The 25,155-nt window shown below is 40.1% G+C and carries 24 protein-coding genes; 16 read left to right on the plus strand and 8 right to left on the minus strand.

Annotated elements, in window-relative coordinates; all coding sequences use genetic code 11:
* Positions 1-38: 38 nt before the first annotated feature.
* Positions 39-1,121: a hypothetical protein gene (locus tag EW028_RS02905; protein WP_131519841.1), complete on the plus strand. Its 1,083-nt coding sequence runs from the start codon at positions 39-41 to the stop codon at positions 1,119-1,121.
* A gap of 110 nt (positions 1,122-1,231) precedes the next feature.
* On the opposite strand, the gene EW028_RS02910 is transcribed toward EW028_RS02905, so the two are convergent.
* The 4 genes from EW028_RS02910 to EW028_RS02925 all read right to left on the minus strand — a co-directional run bounded on the left by EW028_RS02910 (position 1,232) and on the right by EW028_RS02925 (position 4,851).
* The gene (locus EW028_RS02910; protein WP_004229368.1) at positions 1,232-1,837 is read right to left on the minus strand and encodes a response regulator transcription factor; all 606 of its coding nucleotides are present in this window, start codon (positions 1,835-1,837) and stop codon (positions 1,232-1,234) included.
* Positions 1,834-2,946 (minus strand): sensor histidine kinase, encoded by a 1,113-nt coding sequence (locus EW028_RS02915; RefSeq protein WP_131519842.1) that lies wholly within the window; start codon positions 2,944-2,946, stop codon positions 1,834-1,836. Before EW028_RS02915 ends, EW028_RS02910 begins: the two co-directional genes overlap by 4 nt.
* Positions 2,947-2,959: 13 nt before the next feature.
* Positions 2,960-4,087 (minus strand): DUF418 domain-containing protein, encoded by a 1,128-nt coding sequence (locus EW028_RS02920; RefSeq protein ID WP_131519843.1) that lies wholly within the window; start codon positions 4,085-4,087, stop codon positions 2,960-2,962.
* 152 nt (positions 4,088-4,239) lie between these two features.
* Entirely contained in the window at positions 4,240-4,851 is a 612-nt protein-coding gene (locus EW028_RS02925; protein ID WP_131519844.1) for a class I SAM-dependent methyltransferase, read from the minus strand.
* 230 nt (positions 4,852-5,081) lie between these two features.
* Here EW028_RS02925 and EW028_RS02930 point away from each other — a divergent pair, with 230 nt between their 5' ends.
* Positions 5,082-5,324 carry a hypothetical protein gene (locus EW028_RS02930; RefSeq protein WP_004229360.1) on the plus strand — a complete coding sequence of 81 codons (243 nt, stop codon included), beginning with the start codon at positions 5,082-5,084 and terminating at the stop codon, positions 5,322-5,324.
* A 50-nt stretch (positions 5,325-5,374) separates the two neighbouring features.
* Here EW028_RS02930 and EW028_RS02935 read toward each other — a convergent pair whose 3' ends face one another.
* Positions 5,375-6,424, minus strand: a complete 1,050-nt coding sequence (locus EW028_RS02935; protein WP_131519845.1) for an NAD(P)/FAD-dependent oxidoreductase — start codon at positions 6,422-6,424, stop codon at positions 5,375-5,377.
* Between the two features lie 147 nt (positions 6,425-6,571).
* Here EW028_RS02935 and EW028_RS02940 point away from each other — a divergent pair, with 147 nt between their 5' ends.
* From EW028_RS02940 to EW028_RS02985, 10 genes are all read left to right on the plus strand, one after another.
* Positions 6,572-7,360, plus strand: coding sequence for an ABC transporter ATP-binding protein (locus tag EW028_RS02940; protein ID WP_048390300.1), 789 nt, complete (start codon positions 6,572-6,574; stop codon positions 7,358-7,360).
* Positions 7,361-7,373: 13 nt separating this feature from the next.
* Entirely contained in the window at positions 7,374-8,300 is a 927-nt protein-coding gene (locus EW028_RS02945) for an iron-hydroxamate ABC transporter substrate-binding protein (protein WP_048390303.1), read from the plus strand.
* Positions 8,301-8,323: 23 nt separating this feature from the next.
* Positions 8,324-9,325, plus strand: coding sequence for a FecCD family ABC transporter permease (locus EW028_RS02950; protein WP_131519846.1), 1,002 nt, complete (start codon positions 8,324-8,326; stop codon positions 9,323-9,325).
* A complete protein-coding gene (locus EW028_RS02955; protein ID WP_048390307.1) occupies positions 9,318-10,325 on the plus strand; it encodes a FecCD family ABC transporter permease in 1,008 nt (335 codons plus the stop codon). Before EW028_RS02950 ends, EW028_RS02955 begins: the two co-directional genes overlap by 8 nt.
* 148 nt (positions 10,326-10,473) lie before the next feature.
* Complete coding sequence (locus EW028_RS02960; protein ID WP_103117846.1) at positions 10,474-11,415, plus strand: nuclease-related domain-containing protein; 942 nt, start codon at positions 10,474-10,476, stop codon at positions 11,413-11,415.
* 401 nt (positions 11,416-11,816) lie between these two features.
* On the plus strand, positions 11,817-12,236 hold the full coding sequence (locus tag EW028_RS02965) for a MarR family winged helix-turn-helix transcriptional regulator (protein ID WP_054550884.1): 420 nt from the start codon (positions 11,817-11,819) through the stop codon (positions 12,234-12,236).
* A 10-nt stretch (positions 12,237-12,246) separates the two neighbouring features.
* Entirely contained in the window at positions 12,247-13,446 is a 1,200-nt protein-coding gene (locus EW028_RS02970; RefSeq protein ID WP_131519847.1) for an MFS transporter, read from the plus strand.
* A gap of 162 nt (positions 13,447-13,608) precedes the next feature.
* A complete protein-coding gene (gene efeO / locus EW028_RS02975; protein ID WP_103117847.1) occupies positions 13,609-14,478 on the plus strand; it encodes an iron uptake system protein EfeO in 870 nt (289 codons plus the stop codon).
* A gap of 9 nt (positions 14,479-14,487) precedes the next feature.
* A complete protein-coding gene (gene efeB, locus EW028_RS02980; RefSeq protein WP_131519848.1) occupies positions 14,488-15,747 on the plus strand; it encodes an iron uptake transporter deferrochelatase/peroxidase subunit in 1,260 nt (419 codons plus the stop codon).
* Positions 15,722-17,437 carry an FTR1 family iron permease gene (locus EW028_RS02985; protein WP_131519849.1) on the plus strand — a complete coding sequence of 572 codons (1,716 nt, stop codon included), beginning with the start codon at positions 15,722-15,724 and terminating at the stop codon, positions 17,435-17,437. The genes efeB and EW028_RS02985 overlap by 26 nt, the downstream gene beginning before the upstream one ends.
* Positions 17,438-17,478: 41 nt before the next feature.
* Here the strand turns inward: EW028_RS02985 and EW028_RS02990 are convergent, their stop codons facing one another.
* The gene (locus EW028_RS02990; protein WP_115673965.1) at positions 17,479-18,324 is read right to left on the minus strand and encodes a pentapeptide repeat-containing protein; all 846 of its coding nucleotides are present in this window, start codon (positions 18,322-18,324) and stop codon (positions 17,479-17,481) included.
* Between the two features lie 138 nt (positions 18,325-18,462).
* Between EW028_RS02990 and EW028_RS02995 the strand changes: the two genes are divergently transcribed.
* The 4 genes from EW028_RS02995 (at position 18,463) to EW028_RS03010 (ending at position 24,108) form a co-directional block, all read left to right on the plus strand.
* Complete coding sequence (locus EW028_RS02995) at positions 18,463-20,067, plus strand: PucR family transcriptional regulator (RefSeq protein WP_066037435.1); 1,605 nt, start codon at positions 18,463-18,465, stop codon at positions 20,065-20,067.
* A gap of 129 nt (positions 20,068-20,196) precedes the next feature.
* The gene (locus EW028_RS03000; protein ID WP_112117837.1) at positions 20,197-21,465 is read left to right on the plus strand and encodes a cytosine permease; all 1,269 of its coding nucleotides are present in this window, start codon (positions 20,197-20,199) and stop codon (positions 21,463-21,465) included.
* A complete protein-coding gene (locus EW028_RS03005) occupies positions 21,462-22,565 on the plus strand; it encodes an S-methyl thiohydantoin desulfurase family protein (protein WP_103117851.1) in 1,104 nt (367 codons plus the stop codon). Before EW028_RS03000 ends, EW028_RS03005 begins: the two co-directional genes overlap by 4 nt.
* Positions 22,558-24,108, plus strand: a complete 1,551-nt coding sequence (locus EW028_RS03010) for a hydantoinase/oxoprolinase N-terminal domain-containing protein (protein WP_054550891.1) — start codon at positions 22,558-22,560, stop codon at positions 24,106-24,108. The genes EW028_RS03005 and EW028_RS03010 overlap by 8 nt, the downstream gene beginning before the upstream one ends.
* 17 nt (positions 24,109-24,125) lie before the next feature.
* On the opposite strand, the gene EW028_RS03015 is transcribed toward EW028_RS03010, so the two are convergent.
* The gene (locus EW028_RS03015; RefSeq protein ID WP_131519850.1) at positions 24,126-24,800 is read right to left on the minus strand and encodes an HAD family hydrolase; all 675 of its coding nucleotides are present in this window, start codon (positions 24,798-24,800) and stop codon (positions 24,126-24,128) included.
* A gap of 6 nt (positions 24,801-24,806) precedes the next feature.
* Complete coding sequence (locus EW028_RS03020; protein ID WP_131519851.1) at positions 24,807-25,040, minus strand: cyclase; 234 nt, start codon at positions 25,038-25,040, stop codon at positions 24,807-24,809.
* Positions 25,041-25,155 lie beyond the last annotated feature (115 nt).

Consider the following 25,155-nt stretch of genomic DNA (forward strand, 5'->3'; position numbering starts at 1 on the left):
TTGTCAACCAAATTACACCATAAAGGAGAGTTCAACAAATGAAATTAAGAAAACGTATTGTCCCAGCAGCATTGGCTTTATCCGTAGTATCAGCAGGTCTAGTAACCATAGGCGAGCCATTAAATGCAGATGCGGCAAGCAATAAAGCAGTAGTAGCGGAAAACGAGCAAGTAGCTAAAATTACAAACATCAAGCCATTAAATACAATGACACTACAAATTACATTTAATCAGCCATTAGCAGCAGCTGATGTAGACCTAAATCATTTAGATGCTATAAAAAAACATTTTACGTTTAATGGAGATTTAGAGATTGTCAATGTGCCACGCTTAATGACAGGCTCTAAGAGTACATATATTGTACCAACAACATTCCAAGAAGATGATTTTATCTATACATTGAGCTATAAAGAGCAACGCAATAAAGTTTTTGAGGGCACAGATGAAAAGGTATATGTACGCAATGTGGAGCAAGTTACAAATGATACATTTACATTGGAATCCTTTCAGGAGGATGGCGTAGTAGATTATGCTAATATTATTGAAGCCTATCGCGCAGGCCGTGGAGATTTAGCATTTAGCTTAGATGGTCATAATCGAGATGCTAGCGGCAAACGCTTTGATGTTATTTCTTCCTTACGTGATCGCTATGTGACGGTGAGAACAAGTGAGGGAGAAGAGTTTGTTGCTAATTATGTACCATTTACACAAGCAGCTGATGGCAGACAGGCTCCTCAATTTAGACTCCCTGCTGGCAAGGTTTTAAAACCTGGTGTGACTTACCGTGTGTACGCACAATGGGCGGAAATAGATGTAAGGAGCTTTGTAGCGAAAGAAATCGCGCCAATCACTCTGCAAACAGCGAAAGCCATGGATGAAAAATCCTTTGAATTACAATTAAGAAACGATCCGCAATCTGATTTACTTGCTGGCCGAAGTGTAGCGTTAAAAGGCAGTGATGGGAGTACATTGCAAGCACAATATCGTTATTCATCACGTAAAGGTACTGTTGGCATTTTTGATCTAACGAATGGTGGTACGTTGAAAGCAAATGTCAGCTATACTGTAATCCCATTAAACAACTGGGCTATAGCAACAGATTTAGTTCTACAAGGAAAATAAACGTTCTTTTGCTTAATAAAATAATGAATCTGTCATTTGAAGCTTAAATAAATGGAACGTATTTTATGCTAACAATGTAAAAATCTCGTCACAGCTGTGGCGAGATTTTTTTATAGCCAGCCTTTTTCACCTGCTACCTGAGCGGCTTGCTGTCTAGATTCAACTTGTAGCTTTTGAATAGAGGTAGATAAATAATTGCGAATCGTGCCCTTCGTTAAAAATAACTGCTTACTGATTTCGTTTGTGGTCAAGCCTTTTTTGACTAGCTGAAGCACCGCAATTTCTCGTTCATTTAAAGGGTTTTGCTCCTTCATAAATAAGGAGGCGGCTAAATCCTTGCTGACCACCTTTTCTCCTTGCATGATTTTTCGAATAGTAGCAATTAAATAATCGATGGGTTCATCTTTCAATAGATAGCCGTGTACCTCGCAATCCATTGCCTTTTGCAAATAACCAGGGCGTGCAAAGGTTGTTACAATCATTACCTTGCAAGGGAGGTTGGCCTGTTTAATTTTTTCAGCAAGCTCAAGCCCTGATAGATGGGGCATTTCAATATCAACTAGGCAAATATCTGGTGGCTCCTGCTGGATCAATTCCCATGCTTGTTGTCCATCTGCCACCTCAGCTATGACCTCAATATCAGGCTCAAACGCTAGTAGCGAAGTTAGGGCACCACGTAACATTTGTTGGTCTTCTGCTAGTAATACACGTATCATGTTAGAGGCTCCTTTCCATCTTGAATTGGTAGAGTGAGGGTGACGCTGGTGCCTACTGGTGTGTCACTTTCAATCAGGGCAAAGCCTTGCAGCATATGCATTCTTTCTTTTATGGAGTGGATGCCATTCCCACGTCCTTGTGACTGTAAACCGATGCCATCGTCTTTCATCACAAGTGTATAGTGTCCAGCACAACATTGAATGGCGAAATGACATTTTTTTGCCTGACTATGCTTGAGAATATTCGTAGTCGTCTCTCGTACACATAGAGCAAGCATCGTTTCCTCCACACTAGAAAGTACGATTTGAGGACATTGATTGTCAAGGGTTGTCGTAATATTCGCGCTTTGTAAAAGCTGTTGGCAATGGATAAGCTCCGTTTGCAAAGAAATAAAATTCATATCAGACACAAGCTCACGTACTTGTTTTAAGGCGGTACGGGTAGTGGCTAATATGTCATGTAGCTCAGGCTTCACGCTTGAAGGATCTCGGTCAATCAGTTTGGTCGTTAGTTCGGTTTTTACTTTAATCATTGTGAGCGTATGGCCAATTGTATCATGAAGGTCTCTAGCGATCCGTTGTCGTTCCTCTTGCTGAACAAGCTGTGTATTTACGTCTGCCAGCTCAGCCTGCAGATTTTTCGACTTTTCCACAAAATAAATGAGAATCGGGAGCACCAGTTGAAACATCATTATCGGTACTAGTACCTGTGATTCCTTTGGTAAAAGGGAATCTGTTGTCATGTACAAAACCGTCAAAAACATGACAGCGATGGCTACAATCCCACAGGCAATATGCCATTTTGATTTTGCACGTCCTAGTAAGTCGGCAAAGGTAAAGCCAAAAATAAGCATAAAAGGATCGACAATTATGCTAAGTAAGGTGATAAGGACAAAGGCTACTAGAGATGCAGTAAGAAGCCTCCAATCTCGATGCCATAAAGCAATGTAGAAGGCTATTAGGTATAAAAGGAGCACTGTTATTTTCATAGCTAAGGGAAGGGAATGAGACCCTAATACTAATGCGAATAGGAAAATGACAGAAGCTGCATCAATGATTAAATAATGCTTAATTTGTTCTCTAGGATATATTTTTATTACTAGCACCATCCTTTGTTGCTGATTACTGTGTCATCGCTTGAAGGGCTTTTTTACGAATCCATTCCATAGGGCCCATTTGAAATTTCTGTAACCAAGCGAACGCTATAACAAGTTGTAAGATTGATAGAGATAGCCAAATACCAATGACAGTGAAGCTATTGACTTGCCCACCTAAGCCAAGCCCCCAGCCATAAAAAATAATCGACGCAAGCACGTTTTGGAGGACATAGCAGCTTAAAGACATTTTACCAACATGAGCAAAGCGCTGCCAAAGCCAGTCTAGCCTCTTATATTCTACCAGTTTACCTAAAATTCCAATATAGCCAATGGATAGAAGAGGGGCACAAAGATAGCGAACAGGTAAATCAAAAAGCCCACCAGGAATAAAAATAAGCAGATTGATAGGAAAGCCAACGAATACACCGATATTAAAGAGCTTTTGTCGAGTTTGACGTCCATTGTCTGTTGGTGAAAATACCTCATTACGCATGAACTTCACGCCAAGTAAAAATAAAAAGACATTCATCGGGATAATAAATATAGCTTCTGAGCGATAAAATAAAAAGTTTGTGAGACGATGCTGCACCTGCGCAAACCATGTGCCATGTTCATAGAGCTCAGAAACGGATGCCATACCATTTAATGAAACACCAGCTCCTTGTAAGGTACTGATAAAAATAAGCAGAATCATTAGGATGTGAAAGCCACCAAAAAAATAAAAGGCTCCCGTCATGACCTTATCACCCAAACGTACAATAAAAGCGACGATGAATGCTGTGACAGCATAGCTCATTAAAATATCATACTCCATCACAAGCGTGTAGTGCAGTAGCCCCTCTAACCCTAAGAAGACGATAGTCCACAAGTACACTCCTGGCCAGGCTGTACCTCTCCGTAAGGCTTGCTGATATTTTAATTGCAGGCCTACTCCAAACATAATTGTTAACAACCCAAGCAGCTTGCCATTAACGAAAAATAATACGACCATACGTAAAAAATCATTGAAGGACCACCAACCAGAATAATCACTTGTTGTTATATACGATAAATCACCAAGATAAGCAAAAATCCAAATATTTGTGCCAAGCGTTCCTAAGACGGCAAAGCCTCTTAACATGTCGATAAAGGGAAGTCTTTGTTGTGTTTGCATAAGTTCGATCACTCTTTCTTTGTTTTCTTACCTTAAGGATAAGAAAATTTCAAGAGAAAACCTATTCACACCAGTCAAAGAATCTTGATGACAGGTGTCATAAAGTATGCTGAGACAGCACAAAAACCAGCAACGCTTTTGCTGCCGGCTCATTATTTTGTACAGGTATAGATGCGATAGTCTAAAATGTCTTCGTATTTTTCATTCATGGCAATATGCTGATCCATGATTTTATAGAATTCGGATTCCATATCTGTGGAAACTTGAAATTCAGGCTTGGATGAGATGAATTTGTTTTTTTGTATACGGATATCATAAAAACCAGCCTGTTGCAGTAGTCTTACCCAATCCTTTTTCCTGAGGAGAGACTGAAAGCCGTAAAATTGTTGGAGGTCGTCTGCAAGTTCGGTACGAAGTGTTTGAGGAATGGTAAATTCGATAGCAATGAAGCGGCCACCTTTTTTCAATAAACGATAAATTTCCTGCAAAGCCTGCTGCAAATTAACAAAGGCCAGAACCGACTCAGCTAGAATCAAGTCAAATGTCTCGTTCGCTAACGAGGTTTGTTCAATAGAGCCTTGTAGAAGTTTAACAGGTAGACGCGCTTTATGCATTCGCTGACGAGCCTTTTCTATCATGATGGGCTGAATATCGAGACCTGTGACGTTTGCTTGATAGGAAGATGCTAAATAAGCAGCCGTTTGCCCTGTACCACATCCCACATCTAAAATATGTGTGTTTTGCTCGATCTTCTCCGCTTGCAAAACAGCCTTTGATAGATTAATACCCCCAGGATGTGCGCCTCCGACCCCGAACTTAGCTAAAAAGGTAAGATAATGAGAGTCTTGAATAGTACCACCTTCTTTTTTCTTATAGTATGACAGGGAAACTAGTATGGTTCCCTTATTATTTTTAACCTCTTCTTCAAAAGTCTAATTCGCTATAAAAATTTTTACATATACTAGTGAGAAGCTTTCAGATAGGGGGTGTATAAATGCCATATTTTCAGCCGAATGCTAGAAGAGGTCCATATCCGCCAAACAATAGGCAATATTTTGGCCCACCTTTTCGAGGTAGGATGGTGCAACCATACTATTCTCCCAATCAACAACAGCAAGGTCCTAGATTAGGAAATTTACCAGATCATTTAAATACAATTATGGGGCATGCTGGGACGATTACAAATGGAGTAAATATGTTGAGACAGATGGGAGCGTTATTAAGTTTATTTAGATAAAAACTAGAAACCCTCTTAAGATCAGACTCTTAAGAGGGTTATATTTAGGTTTAATGGGCTGGTGCAAATTGCTTTTCGATAATAGAGCGATTTTTCTCTTTAAATAGCTCATTATGCGAGGACACCATGCCATGACGATAGGCAGTTGGTTCTAAATACGTTTTAATAGAATTGACTGCATTGGCGGCATCTTGGAATGTGCCAAGTAGCAAATTAATTTTTCCATCAAATGATAAAATATCACCTGCTGCAAAAATACCTGGCTGTGCTGTTTCACCTGTTGCCTTTCCTTCAACATAATAATCATCCTTTTTCGGAATGGCAATGGCCTCATCAAATGCAAGAGACGCCTCACGATTATAGCCATGACTGACGATTACCTCATCGATTTGACGCGTATAACTTTGCTTCGTTATCGTATTCTCACATGTGACTAATTGAATAGCGGTTTTATCAATATTTGCGGAAAGCTTTGTAATCGTTGTATTACACTCAATGCGCACACCTGCATCCAGTGCTTCCTGTACAGTGGCTTCGTGTGCTGATAGATTCTCTTTGCGGTAAACAACCGTTACGCTTTTGGCAATCGGACTTAATTCAACAGCCCAATCGATGGCTGCATTACCACCGCCTGAGATCATGATATCCTTATCGACAAAACGTTTATACGATTGCACAGTGTAATGTAGATTGGACATTTCATATTTTTCAGCGCCCTCAAGTGTTAGCTTTTGAGGGCTAATAATGCCGCCACCTACAGCTAACAGTACCGTTTTAGAATAATGCTTTTCACCAGCTGCTGTATGAATGACAAAAATATCATTGTGACGTTCAATTAAATCTACTTTTGTACCTGTCAAAATTGTAGGATCAAATGTTTTGGCTTGCTCGATTAATTGTTTAACAAATTGTTCACCCAAAACGGGAGGATGTCCCCCAATATCCCATATCAGCTTTTCAGGATAAAGTAATACTTTACCGCCAAGCTGTGGTTGACTTTCTAATAATTTTGTTTTTAAACCCCGTAAACCACTATAAAAGGCACTATATAAGCCAGCTGGGCCACCGCCAATAATTGTCACATCATACACATGCTGCATTTTTATTGCCACATCCTTAACAAATAGTAAAAAAGTAATTGACAAAATCTTATCAGGTAACTAGACTAATTCTAGTGATAATGATTATCATTTTTAGCTTTGAATATCATAGCATGGAAAGAAGTAAAAAGAAAGTGAGGGTCCGATTTGCGTTTAGAAGTTGAATCGATTCGTGTTGGTTATGAGAATAAAACGATTGTGCATGACTTATCGCTGCAAATTCCTGATGGCAAAATCACGACAATCATTGGTTCAAATGGTTGTGGAAAATCAACCTTGTTAAAAGCTATCACACGGATTTTAAAGCATGAGAGTGGACAGGTCATATTAGATGGTCAAAATATTTCCAAGATGAAAACAAAAGAATTAGCAAAAGAACTGGCAATCTTACCACAGAGTCCAGAAAGTGCACATGGTTTAACAGTGGAAGAGCTTGTATCCTACGGTCGATTTCCTTATCAAAAGGGCTTCGGGAATTTATCACAAAAAGATAAAGATGTTATTGGCTGGGCTTTACAGGTAACCAAAACAGAAGAATTCCGTTTACAATCTGTAGATGCTTTATCTGGTGGACAACGTCAGCGCGTATGGATTGCGATGGCCTTGGCCCAAGAAACCGACATTATCTTTTTAGATGAACCGACAACTTATTTAGATATGGCTCATCAGCTAGAAGTTTTAGAGCTACTTTACAGGCTGAATGAAGAACAGGGGCGCACGATTGTCATGGTCCTCCATGATTTAAATCAAGCGGCACGTTTTTCAGATTATATTGTAGCGCTTTCACAAGGTGAGCTTGTAAAATTCGGAACGGCTGAAGAAGTGATGGTTCCAGAAGTATTGAAAAAAGTATTTAATATAGATGCAGTTATTGGCAAAGATCCACGAACGAACAAACCAATGTGCATTACATATGACTTATTACAAACCATTTAAAAGGAGAATAACAATGAAAAAGTGGCTATTACCAATGTTTATGATGCTTGTGCTAGTACTTGCAGCATGTGGCAGTAAGGAAGAAAAAACAGAGAAGGCTGATGAAGGCTCAAAAGAGGAAGCTTCAACAGAAACAATCACATATCAATCAGAGTCAGGTCCTGTAGAAGTACCAGCAAATCCGAAACGTGTTGTTGTACTATCTTCTTTTGTAGGAAGCTTATTACAGCTTGATGTAAATGTTGTTGGTGTGGATGCATGGGCAGCAAAAAATCCCAACTTCGAAGATGCGATTAAAGATGCTGTTGTAGTTGAAAATACAGATATTGAAAAAATTCTTGAGCTAGAACCAGATTTAATTATTGGCTTAAATGGTATTGAAAATGCTGATAAATTAGCAGAAATCGCGCCAACTGTATTATTTACGTATGGTAAAGTAGACTATTTACAGCAGTTCATCGAAATCGGTAAAGTGGTGAATAAAGAAAAAGAAGCAACTGCTTGGGTAGAAGATTTTAAAACACGTGCAGCAGAAGCTGGTAAAAAGATTAAAGAAAAAATCGGTGAAGATGCGACTGTAACAGTAGCAGAGAACTTTAATAAACAGTTCTATATTTATGGCGATAACTGGGGTCGTGGAACAGAGATTTTATATCAAGAAATGGGCTTGAAAATGCCTGAGAAAGTAAAAGAAACAGCGTTAGAGCCTGGCTACTATGCTATTTCTCAAGAAGTTTTAGGGGAATATGCAGGTGACTATGTGATCTTCAGTATGTTCCAAGATCAAGATAATTCCTTTACAGATGCAGCATGGTTTAAAGATTTAGAAGCAGTGAAAAATGGTCATTTATTTGAAGTGAATGCAAATGCCTTCTATTTCAATGACCCTATCACATTAGAACATCAACTGAAGTTCTTTGAAGAGAAATTTTTACAATAATTAGTAGAGAGTAGCGAAGGCGAATGACAAAGTTTCGAAAGCTTCCATTTTGGCTTCAGGTATTGCTTGCATTGCTTGTATTAATTGGTACTGCCAGTATCTCGCTGTGCTTAGGGGCAGCGAATACAAGCATTCAAGATGTCTTTCAAGCAATTGTCGGACAAAGTGGAGGTAAACATTACACGATTTTACGTGAAATTCGATTTCCTCGTATCATTGCAGCTATTTTTGTTGGGAGTGCCCTCGCAGTCGCTGGGGCGATTATGCAAGGGGTTACACGGAACCCATTAGCTGATCCAGGGCTGCTTGGTTTAACGGCAGGGGCAAATGCTGCCCTTGCTTTAACAATGGCATTTATCCCTAAATTCTCGTATTATACGTTAATTTTAGCCTGCTTTGTTGGGGCGGGAATCGGTATGATGTTAGTTTATGGGATTGGTGCTTCTACTAAAAAAGGCTTTTCCCCTTTAAAGCTTGTTTTAGCTGGTGCGGCTGTCACAGCATTATTACAGGCAATCGCTGAAGGGACGGGCATTTTATTTCAAATTTCCAAAGATGTTTCGATGTGGACAAGTGGCGGTTTCATTGGCTCAACATGGCAGGCATTATTGATCGTACCCGTTATTATTATTGGCTTAGTGCTTTCATTTGCTTTTAGTCGTCAATTAACGATTTTAAGCTTAAATGAAGAAGTAGCAGTGGGTGTCGGACAAAATACTACGCTCGTAAAGGGTGTAATGATGTTCGTTGTGGTTATTCTGGCTGGCTCTGCTGTGGCCCTAGTCGGAAATCTAGCTTTCGTTGGCTTAATGGTACCGCATATTGTCCGCGCGTTTGTTGGGACAGACTATCGTTTTGTCTTACCAATGAGTGCCATTGTTGGTGGCTGGTTTATGGTGTTGGCTGATTTCGCAGGGCGCATGATTAACGCACCTTATGAAACGCCAGTTGTCGCTATTATTTCGATTTTAGGTCTTCCATTCTTCCTATTATTAGTGCGGAAGGGAGGACGTCAATTTGTTTAAAGAAGGTCGCAAAAAACAGCGTAAATGGTTACTCATATGGCTTGTGGTAACCTTGTTCATTTTTATTTTAGGGATTTCATTAGGTGCTGCTTCGGTTTCTATTGACCGAATTCTTCCAACCTTACTGGGCGATGGTAGTTTTAAAGAGTCCTTTGTACTCTTTTCAGTCCGTTTACCTAGAATGTTTGTGCTAGCGGCTGCAGGTATGGCATTAGCACTGGCAGGGGCCGTATTACAGGGCGTAACCCGCAATGATTTAGCAGACCCAGGAATTATAGGTATCAGTGCTGGCGCAGGTGTTGGGATTACTGTCTTTTATTTGCTAGTAGATGGCGACCTTCCTCACTTTGCCTATATTTTACCGATTGTCGGCTTTTGTAGTGCCTTAGTGACAGCACTGGGTATTTACTTTTTCTCTTATCAGCGTAATAAGGGTGTCCATCCCGTACAGTTTATTTTAGTAGGGGTAGGCGTAGCATCAGCCTTATCAGGGGTCATGATGGTATTAATATCCTCTGCTGAGCGGAGCGATGTACAATTTATTGCACAATGGCTAGCCGGAAATGTATGGGGCACAGATTGGCCATTTTTCTGGGCGCTAATGCCTTGGCTTGTACTGGGCATCCCTTACATTTTCTATAAAGCCAACGTTTTAAATGTCTTAGCCATGACGGAGCAAACAGCAGTCGGACTTGGTATGAACATTGGGCGAGAACGTTTCCGATTATTAATTGTTGCGGTTGCACTAGCGGCTGCCGCGGTATCCGTAACAGGGGGAGTAGCCTTCATCGGTTTGATGGCTCCCCATATTGCAAAACAGCTCGTTGGTCCACGCTACCAATTCTTTTTACCACTGACGCTATTCATTGGCGCAAGCTTGCTAATGCTTGCTGATACCATTGGACGTGTTGCTATTGCAAGTGCAACGGTTCCTGCTGGGATTGTTGTTGCATTTATTGGCGCACCTTATTTTCTATATTTATTGCGCAAAAATGTGTAGAAATGTATTAGTTATTGCTCACAAAAACAGTCTTTCGATTTAATAAAAATAGTGAAAAAAAGAGTTTACATCATCTGCCTTTCAAGTTTTTGAGAACCTCATTTATTGAGGTTCTTTTTTTTGTATAATTAGAACAGGAGGTGAATACATGATTCTATTAGCACGACAACCATCGGGTTCGCAAAAAATACTAGAGGTGGTGCTCCGTAGATTGCCACAGACGCATAATAACTACGCCTATTATGGTGAACGTTTGAGCCGTGTCCAAGCAGGTCTTGCGGGGGAACAGCGTGTTGATGCAGAATGGCTCGAAATCGATTTACCAACCCCACATTATTTTCTACATGATTTTCAAACCACAAATAGCTACGGATCTACCCATCAAATGGATACCATCTTTCTCTGCCCTCATTTTTTACTTATTCTTGAAATCAAAAATATAACAGGAAATCTCTCATATGATGTCCCTTTTGCGCAGTTTACACGGACGACATTGGATGGCACGGTGGAAGGAATGACTGATCCATTTGTTCAGCTGGATCGACATGTCATATGGATGAAAAAGCTTCTACTGCGAGAACGTATCGAATTACCTGTTGTCCATGCGGTAGTGCTGGCAACGAAAAATGGAATTTTAACAAAGGGTTTTGAGGGGCAACCGATATTTCATGTGAAAGGGTTACGATTTCATCTACAAAAGTGGATAGAGCATTATCAACCTAGAGAAAGAGTTGATCTTTTACAAGTAGCCAACCTTCTATTATCCCTGCACACAAAGTTGAAAAAAGAGGTAGAGGTGCCTCTTAAGGAGATGGTGAAGGGTGTGTTATGTCCACAATGTGTTAACGGGCAGCGATTATCGTATCACTATAAAAAATGGACGTGCCCACGCTGTGGATTGGAGGACGATGATGCATTGGTTCGAACATTAGAGGACTACAGGTTACTAGTCGGGCAGCAGGTAACCAATCGAAGCTTCCGCGAATTCTTTGGCATTGACTCTCCCGATTTAGCGTACAAGTTGATGCAACAACTCCCTTTGAAAGCGGAGGGTGTCAAAAAGCATCGGAAATATTGGATTAAGGAATAGCGAACTAAGCGTTACAATTCAAGCGGTCTGAATTGTAGCTTTTAGTGCTGTAGAGAGAAAGGGCGCTTGAAGTAGGTGGATAGAATGCTGAAAGTGACGGATAAGATAGAGAAAGTAGCGGATAGGCCGCGAGAAGTGATGGATAGAACAGAGAAAGTGGAGGATACGCTTCGTGTAAGTGGATAGAGTGCTGAAAGTGACGGATAGAACAAGGAAAGTAGCGGATAGAACGCGCAAAGTGATGGATAGAACAGAGAAAGTGGAGGATACGCTTCGTTTAAGTGGATAGAGCAGGATACCACTCACTCCCAAGAACGATGTTTCGCTTATTTCCTACTAGACAAATAGAGTTTTTAGGTATATAGTTAGCTAGGCTAACTAATATAAAAGGAAGTGATAGTGTGACAATTGAACAGGAATTTTTTAATCAGTACCGCTTAATGTATCGGCCGTTTATTAATCAGTTGAATGTGCAGCTTGAACCCTATCAGTTATATAGCTCACAGTGGGCAGTGCTTCGTTTCTTGAATGATAAGGGTCCACATTCATTTGTAGATATCGCGAATTTCATGTCTATAGAGAAGCCAAGTGTCACGAAGCTTGTACATAAACTTGTGGAGCTAGGCTATGTGGAAACGATGACGGGCAAGGATAAGCGTGAAAAGCTGGTACACCTATCAAAGCATGGGGAAGAGCTTGTGCTGGAAATAAAGTCGCATCTAAATCCATTTTTTGAGCAGGCTTTGGCAGGCGTGCCAAAACAAGATATTGACATTGCGACACAGGTTTTAGCAAGAATTTGTATGAATATTAATCAATAGGGAGAGCAACGTGGAAGCAGCCAGAAAGAAACTATGGACAAAAGATTTTTTAATTGTCTCACTTATTAATTTTACCATTACGTTAATCTTTTATTTATTAATGGTTACGATAGCAGCATATGCGGTGGAGCATTTTAATGCCTCTACAAGTACAGCGGGGCTTGTATCGAGTATTTTTATTATCGGGACACTATTAGGTCGTCTTGGGACAGGGCGTATTATTGGAGACTGGGGTAGCAAAAAAACATTATTTTGTGGACTATTATTATTTATGTTATCAACAATGTCTTATTTTATAGCAGGCAATTTACCGCTGCTGATGATCAATCGTTTAGTACAGGGGATTGCACTAGGGATTGCCAGTACAGCAACAGGTACCATTATTGCACAAATTTTACCAGCTGAGCGTCGTGGAGAAGGGATTGGTTATTATAGCTTAAGCGCTATTCTAGCCACAGCCATTGGCCCATTTATTGGAATATTATTAACACAGCTATTTGCAGATTATCGTATGATTTTTGCAGTAGATTCTGTGTTAGCGATTATTTGTTTCTTTATGTATTACATTGTGACCGTGCCAGATGCACCGAAAAAAGCAAAGGATACAGCTGTAAAGGCTGGGTTTAAAGTGACGAACTTTATTGAAATGCGTGCAGTACCGATTGCCTTTGTGGCACTTGTGATTGGCTTTGCTTATTCAGGTGTGATGTCGTTTATGACGTTTTATGCAAAGGAGTTAGATTTAGTATCAGCAGGTAGCTACTTCTTTATTATCTATGCTATTGTCATTTTGGCTACACGTCCATTTACAGGGAAATTGCTTGATACAAGAGGGGCAAATATCATTATCTATCCATGCTTAGTGTTGTTTGCAATAGGCATGTATGCCTTTAGCTCAGCAACAACTACGATTGCCTTTTTAATCGCTGCCGCTTGTATCGGGATTGGCTATGGGAACTTCAACTCGGTGGCACAGGCAATTGCCATCAAAGTAACACCAAATGAGCGTTTAGGACTTGCGACATCTACGTATTTTATTTTTTATGATTTAGGCTTAGGTGTCGGGCCTTATTTCTTAGGCTTATTTGTACCATCTATGGGCTACAGCTCGATTTTCTTCTCGATGGTCTTTGTTATTTTAGTGTCGATTGTGCTTTATTACCTTTTACATGGAAAACATGAAAATTTGAAACAAGCAAAAATTTTGTAGATTAGAATCATTATATTGTAGAAAAAACGTCTTTTTTCTAGTTGTTCGTAAAGAATAACTGAAAAATGACGTTTTTTTCTATTTACAAAAATAGTTGTTGCAATAGATGATGATAATCATTATCATCACAATATAAAACAAATTCGGAAGTAGGTACGAAGTATGAAAAACAAATCATTTTTGTCGGTATTAGTAGCAGGAGGCATTTTAATGGCTGGCTGTGGCAATACAGAAGAAGTAAAAAAAGAAGATAAGCCAGCAACAGAACAGGCGGAGCAAGGTACAAAAGAGGTGGATTTATCTTCTGAATTATCAGCCTATCAACAATTTGCGTTAGAGCAAATGGATCAATTTTTACTAGATACAGAGAAATTTGTGAACCTATTCAAAGCAGGCGATATTGAAGGGGCAAAGGCAGCGTATGCGCCAGCACGTATGTATTTTGAACGCTCTGAGCCAATTGCGGAAAGCTTCGGTGATCTTGACCCTCGCATCGATGGACGTTTAGCAGATATTCAAGAAGAAGGTAAGGGTGAGGAAGAATGGTCAGGCTACCATAAGCTTGAGTATGCGCTTTGGGAAGAAAATACAACAAAAGGTTATGAGGCTGTAGCAGATCAGCTTCTTGCAGATGCGAAGGAATTGCATGCACTTGTGCAAACAGTGGAAGTGACACCTGACTTAATGATTACAGGTGCAGTAGATTTATTAAATGAAGTATCAACATCTAAAATTACAGGTGAGGAAGAAATTTACTCTCATACAGACCTTTATGATTTTAAAGCGAATATTGAAGGCGCAGAAAAAATCTTTGAGATTTTACGCTCAAAATTAGAAGCAAAAGATTCTACATTAGTGGCAACACTTGATGAAAAATTCAAAGCAGTAGACGATTTATTAGCACAGCATACAACGGCTGATGGTGGCTATATATCTTACGAAGAATTAACGGAGGAAAACACAAAAGCACTGGCAGCAGCGGTGAATCAGCTTGGAGAACCATTAAGTCAAATGGGTATCATTTTGGAGTGAACATAAACAATGACAACGTCAAACGAGGAAAAATTTATAAATAAAAAAATTTCTAGACGTGATATGTTAAAGCTAACAGGTATCGGTGTGGCAGGTGTTGCCATCGGTGCCTCTGGCTTGGGTGGTGTCATGAAAGCAATGGGCTATGATGTCTTTGAGCCAGTAGCAGATAGCACGACGGCTAGCAATAAGGTCAATTTCTATGGCAAGCATCAGTCAGGTATTGTGACACCTGTACAGACGAATATTTATTTTGCTTCTTTAGATGTATTAGTGACATCAAAGAAGGAACTACAAGCGTTGTTCCAGCAATGGACACCCCTTGTTGTGCGTTTAATGAATGGTGAAGTCATGGTCGATGTATCGACAAATACAAGAGTGCCAACTGGCGATACTGGAGAGGCAGAGGGTTTAGATGCATCTAATCTATCCATTACCATTGGTGTCGGGCCTTCATTATTCGATAAACTGGGCATCCAGCATTTAAAACCAGCGGAGCTAAAGGATTTACCACATTTCCCCAAAGATCAGCTACAGAAAGAATACACAGGTGGTGATTTGTGTATTCAGGCTTGTGCAGATGATCCGCAGGTGGCCTTCCATGCTGTTCGTAATCTAGTACGAGCTGCTTCAGGTAAAGTAGCAATAAAATGGTCACAGGCGGGCTTTAACTCGTTTCCAGCTAGTGGAGGGACACCACGAAACCTCTTCGCCTTTAAGGACGGTACTGTAAATCCAGCCATTACGGATGAAAAAGACTTAAATGAGGTCGTGTGGGTGGATAAAGGCTGGTTAAAGGGTGGCTCTTATTTAATTGCACGTAAAGTTCAAATGCATCTTGAAACTTGGGATCGTACATCATTGAAAGATCAAGAGGCAACATTTGGCCGTTACCGCGACAGTGGGGCACCTTTTGGCAAAACAAAGGAATTCGATGATTTTGATGTAGAGGCAAAGGATGATAAGGGCAATTATATTATGCCTGATACATCACATGTCCATTTGGCGCGGAAATCAGGTGCGCGTATTTTGCGACGCTCTTATTCTTATGCGTCAGGCGTGATGTCGAATACAGGGACCCATGATGCGGGGCTAATCTTTATTTCTTTTCAAAAAGACCCAGCCCAATTTACAACCATCCAAAATAGCTTAGGGCGTATGGATAAAATGAATGAGTACATTACCCATCGAGGCAGTGCCGTGTTTGCTTGCTTCCCTGGTGTACAAAAGGGGAGTTATTTAGGTGAAGCACTTTTTAACGCGCTGTAGTATCGTGTTTGCCCTTATGCTGACTTTAGCTTTACCTGTGCAAGCTGCGCAGTCCTATAGTCATCTCTATATTGCGATTAGTGATGCACTGATGAATACAAAGCAGGATAAAGAGGCGGAGGCCGAGCAGGCACTTGAACAATTTGCTATTGATTGGGCTAAAGTATCTTCAGAGCAGAAAGAGGCAAAAGCAAAGGTTGATGAAATCCTTGCACAGGCTACTGAGGCAACGTCCAAGGATGAGCGTTTAGAGGCGCTATCCGCACTATCCAATGCATTGCGTGCATTAGAAAAGCTTGAAAATCCAGTGGATGAAGCGGCACAGCGAGCAGAGTTTGGACAAAAATTTAAGCCGATAATGGCAGACTTTGAAAAAGCTTTAGCAAGTGGTGATATTCAGGCCATTGATGAAGCCTACAAAGATTTTAATAGTAAATGGAATAAAAATGAGCGACCTGTGCGTGAACAAAGTATCGCAATGTACGGGCAAATCGAAACACAAATGGCATTTCTTCGTATCTCTATTTCTGCTGAGGAGCCTGATGTAGCGCTTATGCAATCTCAATTTGCTGCTTTAAAGCAAACGATTGAGGATTTTGTAGCTGGTAAAGAAACAGCCGAAGTGGTAGAGGGGGAGTATTCATTAGCGACATTAATTGCCTATATAGATGAGGCCAATGATTTTGTCAATGCTGGTGATTACCAGGCGGCTTCAAATAAAATACGTGAGTTTATTACCATTTGGCCAAGCGTAGAAATTGAAATCTCCACACGTAATGGTAGTCTTTACACGAAAATTGAAAGTGATATGCCGATTATCGCGAGTGATTTATTAAAATCCAACGTCGATCAGCAAGCTATTACCAAACAATTAAATACATTCCGTACTGAAATTGAGCTAATTCAAGGGGATACCGATTACACCATTTGGGACGCTGCGTTAATTTTATTACGCGAAGGACTAGAGGCATTACTGATTATTTTAGCCTTAGTGTCATTCCTTAATAAATCAGGACAAAACAAGATGCGCAAATGGATTTATGTCGGAGCGTTTGTCGGCGTTCTATTATCCGCCGTAGCTGCCATCCTTATGTCGACGATTTTAAATTCGGCAACGATTGATACGAATCGCGAGTTAATGGAAGGCTATGTAGGGTTAATTGCTGCAGCGATGATGATCGGTGTGGGTATTTGGCTGCATAGTAAATCAAGCGTGGTCAGTTGGAATCGCTATATTTCCAAACAAATGGGTAATGCCATTTCGAGTGGCTCTATTTTTGCAATGGCTATGATTAGCTTTTTATCGGTCTTCCGTGAAGGTGCAGAAACACTAGTCTTTTATGCGGGGATTGCACCTAAAATGGAAACGTCGCAGTTTATACTTGGAATTGTGGTGGCACTGCTCATTCTTGCTGTACTTGCAGTTGTGTTATTTAAAGCAAGTGGCAAAATTCCAATTCACAAATTTTTTGCAGTAGCAACTATTTTAATTTATGTGCTAGCCTTTAAAATTATTGGTGTCAGTCTGCATACTTTGCAGCTGACAGATAATCTGTCCACAACGATTGTTGATGGCTTACCTGTTATTAGCTTGATTGGCTTCTATCCAACGGTGGAAACAATCATAGGACAGTCTATTTTACTTGTGTTAGTGGCGGCTACTGTGCTTTATAAAAAGAAACAAGCCTAATGAAAAAGGGTAGATGAGCGTAAAACGCCATCTACCTTTTTTTATTGCCAATGAGCAGGTCGTTTTATATAGGAAGGTAATTTAGTCGAACGATCCCCCTGTGCGGCGTTGATTTGCATTTGGGTTAAAAACAGACTTGTTGAAAGATCAGCACCGCGTAAATTGGTATCTCGCAAATCAGCCCCGATGAAATCTACTCCCTGTAAATTCGCATCTTGAAGATTAGCTGCTATTAAATAACTCCCCCTTAGATCAGTCGCTCGTAAATCCTTGCCTTTTAAATTTTTGCCCATCCAATTAGCCCCACGCTGATTCAAGTTTCTAGAAGCCTTTCCCTTCACACTTTGCTGGCGAATTTGTTCGCTAGTTTGGAGCAATAGTGCATTGATCGGCATACGAATAGCTACCATATCCAATGCTAATAAGGTATCTGCATCCTGAGCTATTGTCTGCTGTAGGTGCTTCAATTGAGCAATTAGCTGTTCATAAAGCATATTATCCACCTGATAGGACAAAGCCTCCGCCACATATGCAATCATTTCGTAAAGCTGTTCCATAATAGGAAAAACACGAAACATCTTGTCAGCATGCTCACGAGATTGTCGCCAATCCTGTCCATGAAATGTCACCTGTGAAACCTGTTGACCTGCGCCTAGGCAATCAAAAACGGTACAGCCCTTAAAACCTGTCTCTCGTAGCTGACTATGTATGTGACAGCTATAGTTATCCTGCAAATTAGGACATGGCGTGCCTGCGGGTTTATTGATCGCAAAATCACTAGAAGCCACAATATTTAAAGCGGTACAGCACAAGCCAAAACAGCTTTGACAATCTGCCTGTAGACTGTGTCGGATTTTTGTACCAATGGTTTTTGTCTGATTAGACATCCTCATTTTCCTCTCTGATCTTATCCATTTAGTTACTATTTTAACACTAACAAGCTACCAGTTAAAATAGAGAGCAAACTGTATTTTGAAAGATAGTAGGGGATATGGTATTCTTCTTCAAAAGAGTTGTAAAGAAAAGTGGTGGTGGAACATGGGGTAACGGTCAATGAATTATTACAATTGCCATCTTTTCGTGGCGCAGAGGTGTTAACAGGGCGAGATAATCTGCACCGTACCGTATCATCTCTATCTGTATTAGAGGTATCGAATGTTGATTTTTATTCGAAAATTATTAACCGTGTACAGGAGGAATGGTATGCAGAGGAGCTTGTCATTAGCTCCTTTTACTCCATTCGAGATAGTGTGGAGCAGCAATGTGAAACGATTCAGCATTTACATGATTTAGGAGAGCTGGGGCTTATTTTATATTATGTCGGTATTGTATTGCCTGATATTCCAGAAGAAGTGCTTGCGTTAGCGGAGGCACAAGGCTTTATTATCATTTGTATGCCGCGAAATGATTATTCACTGCGCTATAACGAGGTTATCTATGAGGTTATGGAAGCGATTGTTAGTAATCAAGGCGTTAATGATCATTTTGTCAAAGAGACATTAGAAAAGGTATCGTTACTACCTGAGCATTTAAGAAGTGTTGAAATTACACTGAAAATGCTTTCAGATCGTTTAAAGGCGAATATTGTGCTCACCAATAGTCATTTTGACATTGTGAACCAAGTGATGTGGCCACGAAATTCATCATTAGATGTAGCGAATGTCATTGAAGAATGCTCCCAATCCAATTTTCAGAGGGAAGCAGGCAAGCTCGAGCTGCTAAGAAGTGATGTCGCCTGTGTCGTAGACTATAAAAGAGTACATCAAAAAAATGGCGAGCCGCTATTTTTATTTCTGATTAAAGAAAATACAAAATTACCTGCTAAGACAATTGAAAAAGTAAGTGAGGTTGTGCAAGTAGCCATAAATTTATGGGGAGACAAGCATGATGAGGTTAGTGAATATGCCTTAGTTAAAGCTATTATCAATGACGAAGGGGAGAAAATGAGAAGATTAGCCAATCTTCTTCATATTGATGTTTCCGCCATTCAAATGATGTGGCTTGTCTACATGCATGATTTAGCAGACGAAAAAAGAATTCGCGATGAATTAGAAGAGCAACTGTCCAAATATTATCAAACAAGAGTCATCCAATGCATTGACCATTGTATGATTGTACTGGTAGGCAATTGCTTTTATAAGTATCATGAGTTTGAGATTGCCATTGAATATAGTGAAACTACTCAGTATGATGCCCAAATCGCAGAAATTGTTTATGCACCTAAAATGAGAAATACAAAGTCTGTTCGTCAAATGTATCAATTGGTCAATCAGGTGGGGGACAAAGCCCATACGATTTATCCGATGCGAAAATTGTTTACTGCAGCGGAAGTGCGCTCCATGAAAAGGGCAATTGATGTCAGTAAGCAGGGCGAGGAAATGATTGAAGAATATTTGTCTGTAATTGAACCCATTATACGTGACCATGATTCCTTGCAGACATTGATAACCTTTTTATTAGATGCAAATGCTAGTGTGGAGCGCTGTGCAGAGCTCCTCTATATCCATAAAAACACGGTGAAATACCGCATCAAAAAAATTAGTGAGCTGATTGGCACAGATGTTACCGTATATTCGGAATTTTATGATGCCTACATGGCTTGCATGCTATATCGATTGATTAATGATTAGAATAATCTGAAATTTTGTCATTTTGAACAAAATTTCAGATTATTTTTTTCATTTGCGCAAAAGACTCAACTCTTACCTATCTTCTATAATTAAAAACATTAATCCATCACCAAATAAGGAGGGAGTCACATGCAAAATGAAAATAAAGGTCAATCTTGGTATAGCTTAGGCATTATTTGGGCTGGTGCCATGATTTGTATTCCTAGTTTATTAGTCGGTAACGCACTGATTACCAATATGAGTTTATCAAAGGCACTGGCTGTTGCTTTTGTAGGCTATGCTATTGTCGTGATTATCATGATTTTGCAAGGCATGCAAAGCAGTGATTTAGGAAAGCCCACTGTCCATATAGCAGGACAAGTGTTTGGAAAAAAGGGCTCTCGTACAATATTATCCATTATCTTAGCTATTGCTTGCTTAGGGTGGTTTGGCATTCAGGCCAATGTGTGTGGCGTAGCCTTAGCAAACTTATTAGCAATCTATCATTTGAATATACCCATTCCAATCGCTTCATTCATTAGTGGTATGGTCATGGTCGTATCCGCACTTTATGGGATGAAGGTGTTGCGTATTTTAAGCTATATTGCCGTACCATTGCTCGTCATCATTTGTCTGTATGGTTTAGGTCAAATATTAACTGGTGAGCAACTACAGCTCGTTCGGGATTATCAGCCGCAGGGCAATATGAGCTTTATGGATGGTTTAGCTGTAACGATTGGGTCCTTTGCATTAGGGGCTGTTATAGCGGGTGATTATTCGCAATTTTCGAAAAAGCGTTCAGACGTTTTCAAAGCCGCTACATTAGGGATTATTCCTGCAGGGGTGCTAATGATTGCTGTGGGAGCTGTCTTAACGATTGCCTATCAAACAAGTGATATTACAGCAGTCTTTCTGCATATCGCAACACCCTTTATTGGTGGAGTGGGTCTGATTTTAGCAACATGGAAAACCAATTTGGTCAATGCAATTTCAGGTGGTATTGCCTTAATTAATGTATTTGATGTTGCTAAAAACAAAGAACGATTAGCCATAGGTGTGGCGGGTACAATTGGCACAATCTTAGCCGTTGTAGGGATTTTAAATTATTTTACACCTATCATGTCAATTTTATCGGCGATGATTCCGCCTGTTGCAGGGGTGATGATTGCTTCCTACTGGGTCATTCATAAAGGCAAAACAGATAGCTGGCAGGAAGTTGAAGGGGTCAATCGATTAGGTGTATTTTCTTGGCTAGTAGGTGCTGTAATTGCCTGTATGCCAGTGGTATTTTCCTTATTCCCTGCATTGCCAGCGCTACCAAACCAACCGATGATTGGCATCATTATTTCATTCGTGATTTATTATGTTGGGTATCGTGTATCTGTACAAAAAACGGTCATATTGGAGGAACATAGATGAGATATTTAGATCAGGCAGCTATTGAACATATTGCCATAGGGGCAGCATTTTTAGGAACAGGTGGGGGAGGAGATCCCTATATTGGAAAATTAATGGCGCTTTCTGCTATCGAAAAAAATGGCCCTGTAAAGTTGTATTCAGTGGATGAAATTGCGGATGATGATTTTTTCATTCCAGCCGCAATGATGGGGGCGCCATCGGTTTTAGTAGAAAAATTCCCACGTGGCGATGAGTTTGTTAAGGTTTTCCAAAAGCTCGCGCAATATTTGGGAAAAGAAAAAATTGCAGGCACCTATCCAATGGAAGCAGGTGGGGTCAATTCGATGATTCCTATTGTAGTAGCAGCACAGCTTGGCTTACCATTGATTGATTGTGATGGCATGGGGCGCGCATTTCCGGAATTACAAATGGTGACATTCCACTTAGATGGGATTTCGGCAACGCCAATGGCCATCACTGATGAAAAAGGGAATATTGGTATTTTTGAAACGATTGATAATAAATGGACCGAGCGTATCGCCCGAACAGCAACAGTAGAAATGGGCGCTAGTTCTTTAGTGAGCCTCTACCCAACAACGGGTGCGCAAATTAAACAAAGCGGTGTTCATCATATAGTGACGCTTTCTGAAAAAATTGGTGAAATTATTGCCTCGAAAGACCAAGAGGTGAACGATAAGCTACAAAGCCTTTTAAAGCTTACGGATGGATATGAGCTTTTCCAAGGAAAAATAGTGGATGTTATTCGTGAAACGAAGGGTGGCTTTAACCTAGGTAAAATGAATCTTGAAGGTATTGAATCTTATAAAAATGATCAAATGAAGGTTCATTTCCAAAATGAAAACTTATTAGCTGAGAAAAACGAGCAGGTTATAGCGATGACACCAGACTTAATTTGTTTGGTGGATTATGAAACTTTATTGCCTGTTACAACAGAGAGCTTAAAATATGGTAAACGTGTGCGTGTGATTGGCTTACCAGCACATGAAAAATGGCGTACAGCAAAAGGTATTGAAACAGCTGGACCCAAATACTTTGGCTATGAATATGAGTATACGCCAATTGAGGAATTGGTGAAAAAGGAGGTAGCAGAGCATGTATAAAATTGGAATCGATGTAGGTGGAACAAACACAGATGCCATCCTTTTAGACCATAATAGCCAGCTTATTTACAGTGTGAAATCACCAACAAGCTTAGATATTAAAACAGGGATTGAAAAGTCACTGCAACAATTACTAGAGGGTGCAAATATTGACAAGACAAAAATTACTCATGCGATGTTAGGGACAACACAATGCACCAATGCCATTGTTGAACGTAAAAAGCTAGCAAAGGTTGGTGTCATTCGACTAGGTTATCCAGCGACGGCTTCCGTACTCCCTTATACAGCTTGGCCAGCAGATATGATTGATAAATTATCTGGTAATTATGCCATTGCCCATGGTGGTTATGAATATGACGGCCAATTATTGAGTGCGCTTGATCAACAGGAAATTACAAAACTACTGGAGGAATGGCGTGGTCAAGTAGAATCCATTGCGATTGTTGGTGTCTTTTCCTCTATTAAAAATGATCAAGAATTGCAGGTTCGTGAATGGATTCAAGAAGTCTATGGCGAGGAATTTCCAATTTCCTGCTCCTCATTAATAGGTTCAGTCGGGTTAATAGAACGTGAAAATGCTACAATTCTAAATGCTGCATTATGTAAGGTGATTGAGACAACAACACAGGGCTTTGTACAGGCGTTACAAGCGGAAGGCATTTTTGATGTAGAGGTGTATCTATGCCAGAATGACGGTACATTAATGTCTATCGACTACGCCAAGCAATTCCCAATTTTAACAATTGCCTGTGGACCAACAAATAGTATCCGTGGAGCATCGTATTTATCTCAAATTCAAAACACAATGGTATTGGATGTTGGTGGTACCACTTCAGATATCGGTGTATTACAGGATGGTTTCCCGCGAGAATCCTCGGTCGCAGTTGAAGTGGGAGACATTCGGACAAACTTTAGGATGCCAGATATTATTTCAGTCGGACTTGGCGGGGGAAGTATTGTTCGTGTGAACGGCAACAAAATTACAGTTGGGCCGGATAGTGTAGGCTATAAAATCAGTGAGGAGGCCCTTGTTTTCGGTGGCTCGACCTTAACGACAACAGATATCGCTGTCCGTTTAGGCTTAGCAGATGTAGGTGATTCCACGTTAGTGGCACATATTGATGAAGCCTTTGCCAAAGCCGTTCAAGAAGAAATTTCTTCGTTACTAGAACAGGCGATTGATAAGATGAAAACTTCCTCAGAGGATGTGTCACTAGTCTTAGTAGGGGGTGGTGGTATCATTGTGCCAGAAAAGATTCGGGGCGTTTCCACAATTGTAAAATCTGAATACGGTGGTGTTGCGAATGCCATCGGAGCCTCGATTGCACAAATTAGTGGTCAATATGAGCAAATTTATATTTATTCCAAAGAACCGCGTGAGGAATCCTTAAAGGATGCACAAAACAAGGCTGTGAAACAAGCCGTATTAGCAGGTGCTCTTGAGGATACCATTGAGCTAGTGGAAGTAGAAGAAACACCTCTCGCGTATCATCCAGAAAATGCAACAAGATTGAAGGTAAAAGTAGTAGGGAAAATGGTGTAACAGTCAAAGGAAGAGTCCTAGTTAAACAGGGCTCTTCCTTTTATTAATTGCTCAAATGAATGAATCACTGCATCAGGTTTAATGTCAGTAGGATTCGTGAGCCGATGAGGATTGTACCATATGCCCTTCATCCTTGCTTGCTGACAACCAGCAATATCTTTTGCTAAGTCATCCCCAACGAATAAGGCTTCATTTGGCTGAACTTGGAGCTGATGTAGAGCTAATTCAAATATGCGTTTGTCAGGCTTAGTTAAGCCTACTTCCTCAGAAATAAGAATAACATCAAAATAGCTAGCTAAACCTGTATGTGTAATTTTAGCCTTTTGTCGCAGTGTAGAGCCGTTTGTGATAATGCCAACTTGTACTTGCTTCTTAATCGTTTGGAGAACCTTCAACATATGTTGATCGATAGAAAAGCAATATGGAAACTGCTGATCCCAAAAATCTTGCATGTCATGGCGATGCAATTGAAAGGTTGATGGAAACGCATCAAAAAACGATGATAAAACATTGGTTTTATCGGCAATCCCATAGTCTCTTTTATCGTATTCCTTAAATTTTTCCAGCATGTCCTTTTTGAGCATACCCTGAATAGCACCATAGTATTTTTCCAAAATAATATAAAACAGGTTATCGACAGCATGATCTCGATTAAGTAAGGTATCATCTAAATCAAATAGTATCGCTTTCAACGAGCTTCATGTCCTTTCTTGCTCATCAAAAGGTTTACGTTTATGTTTTTCATCAATAATTTTTTTGTTTAGGATCTTTACCTTGCCAACCATGAGCAACCTCATATCTTCCACAATATACTTAGCTAGCTCTTCGTCCGATATGTCATCTCGATCAATATCAAGGCGAAAATCCTGCCCTTGTATGCCACCACCATTGGTAAATTCAATTTCAAAATCAAAGACAACTCTTTTATCCATTCAAGTACCACCTTACGCTTAGTGTTAGAGTGCTATCCATATATTCTGTGTTTAATAGGTGAATACCTTCTTTGAGCATAAGCGTAATTGTTGAGTAAACAAAATTTCCTTTTTC

The organism is Lysinibacillus sp. OL1 (assembly GCF_004332175.1).
In the GTDB taxonomy this organism is placed as follows: Bacteria; Bacillota; Bacilli; order Bacillales_A; family Planococcaceae; genus Lysinibacillus; species Lysinibacillus capsici.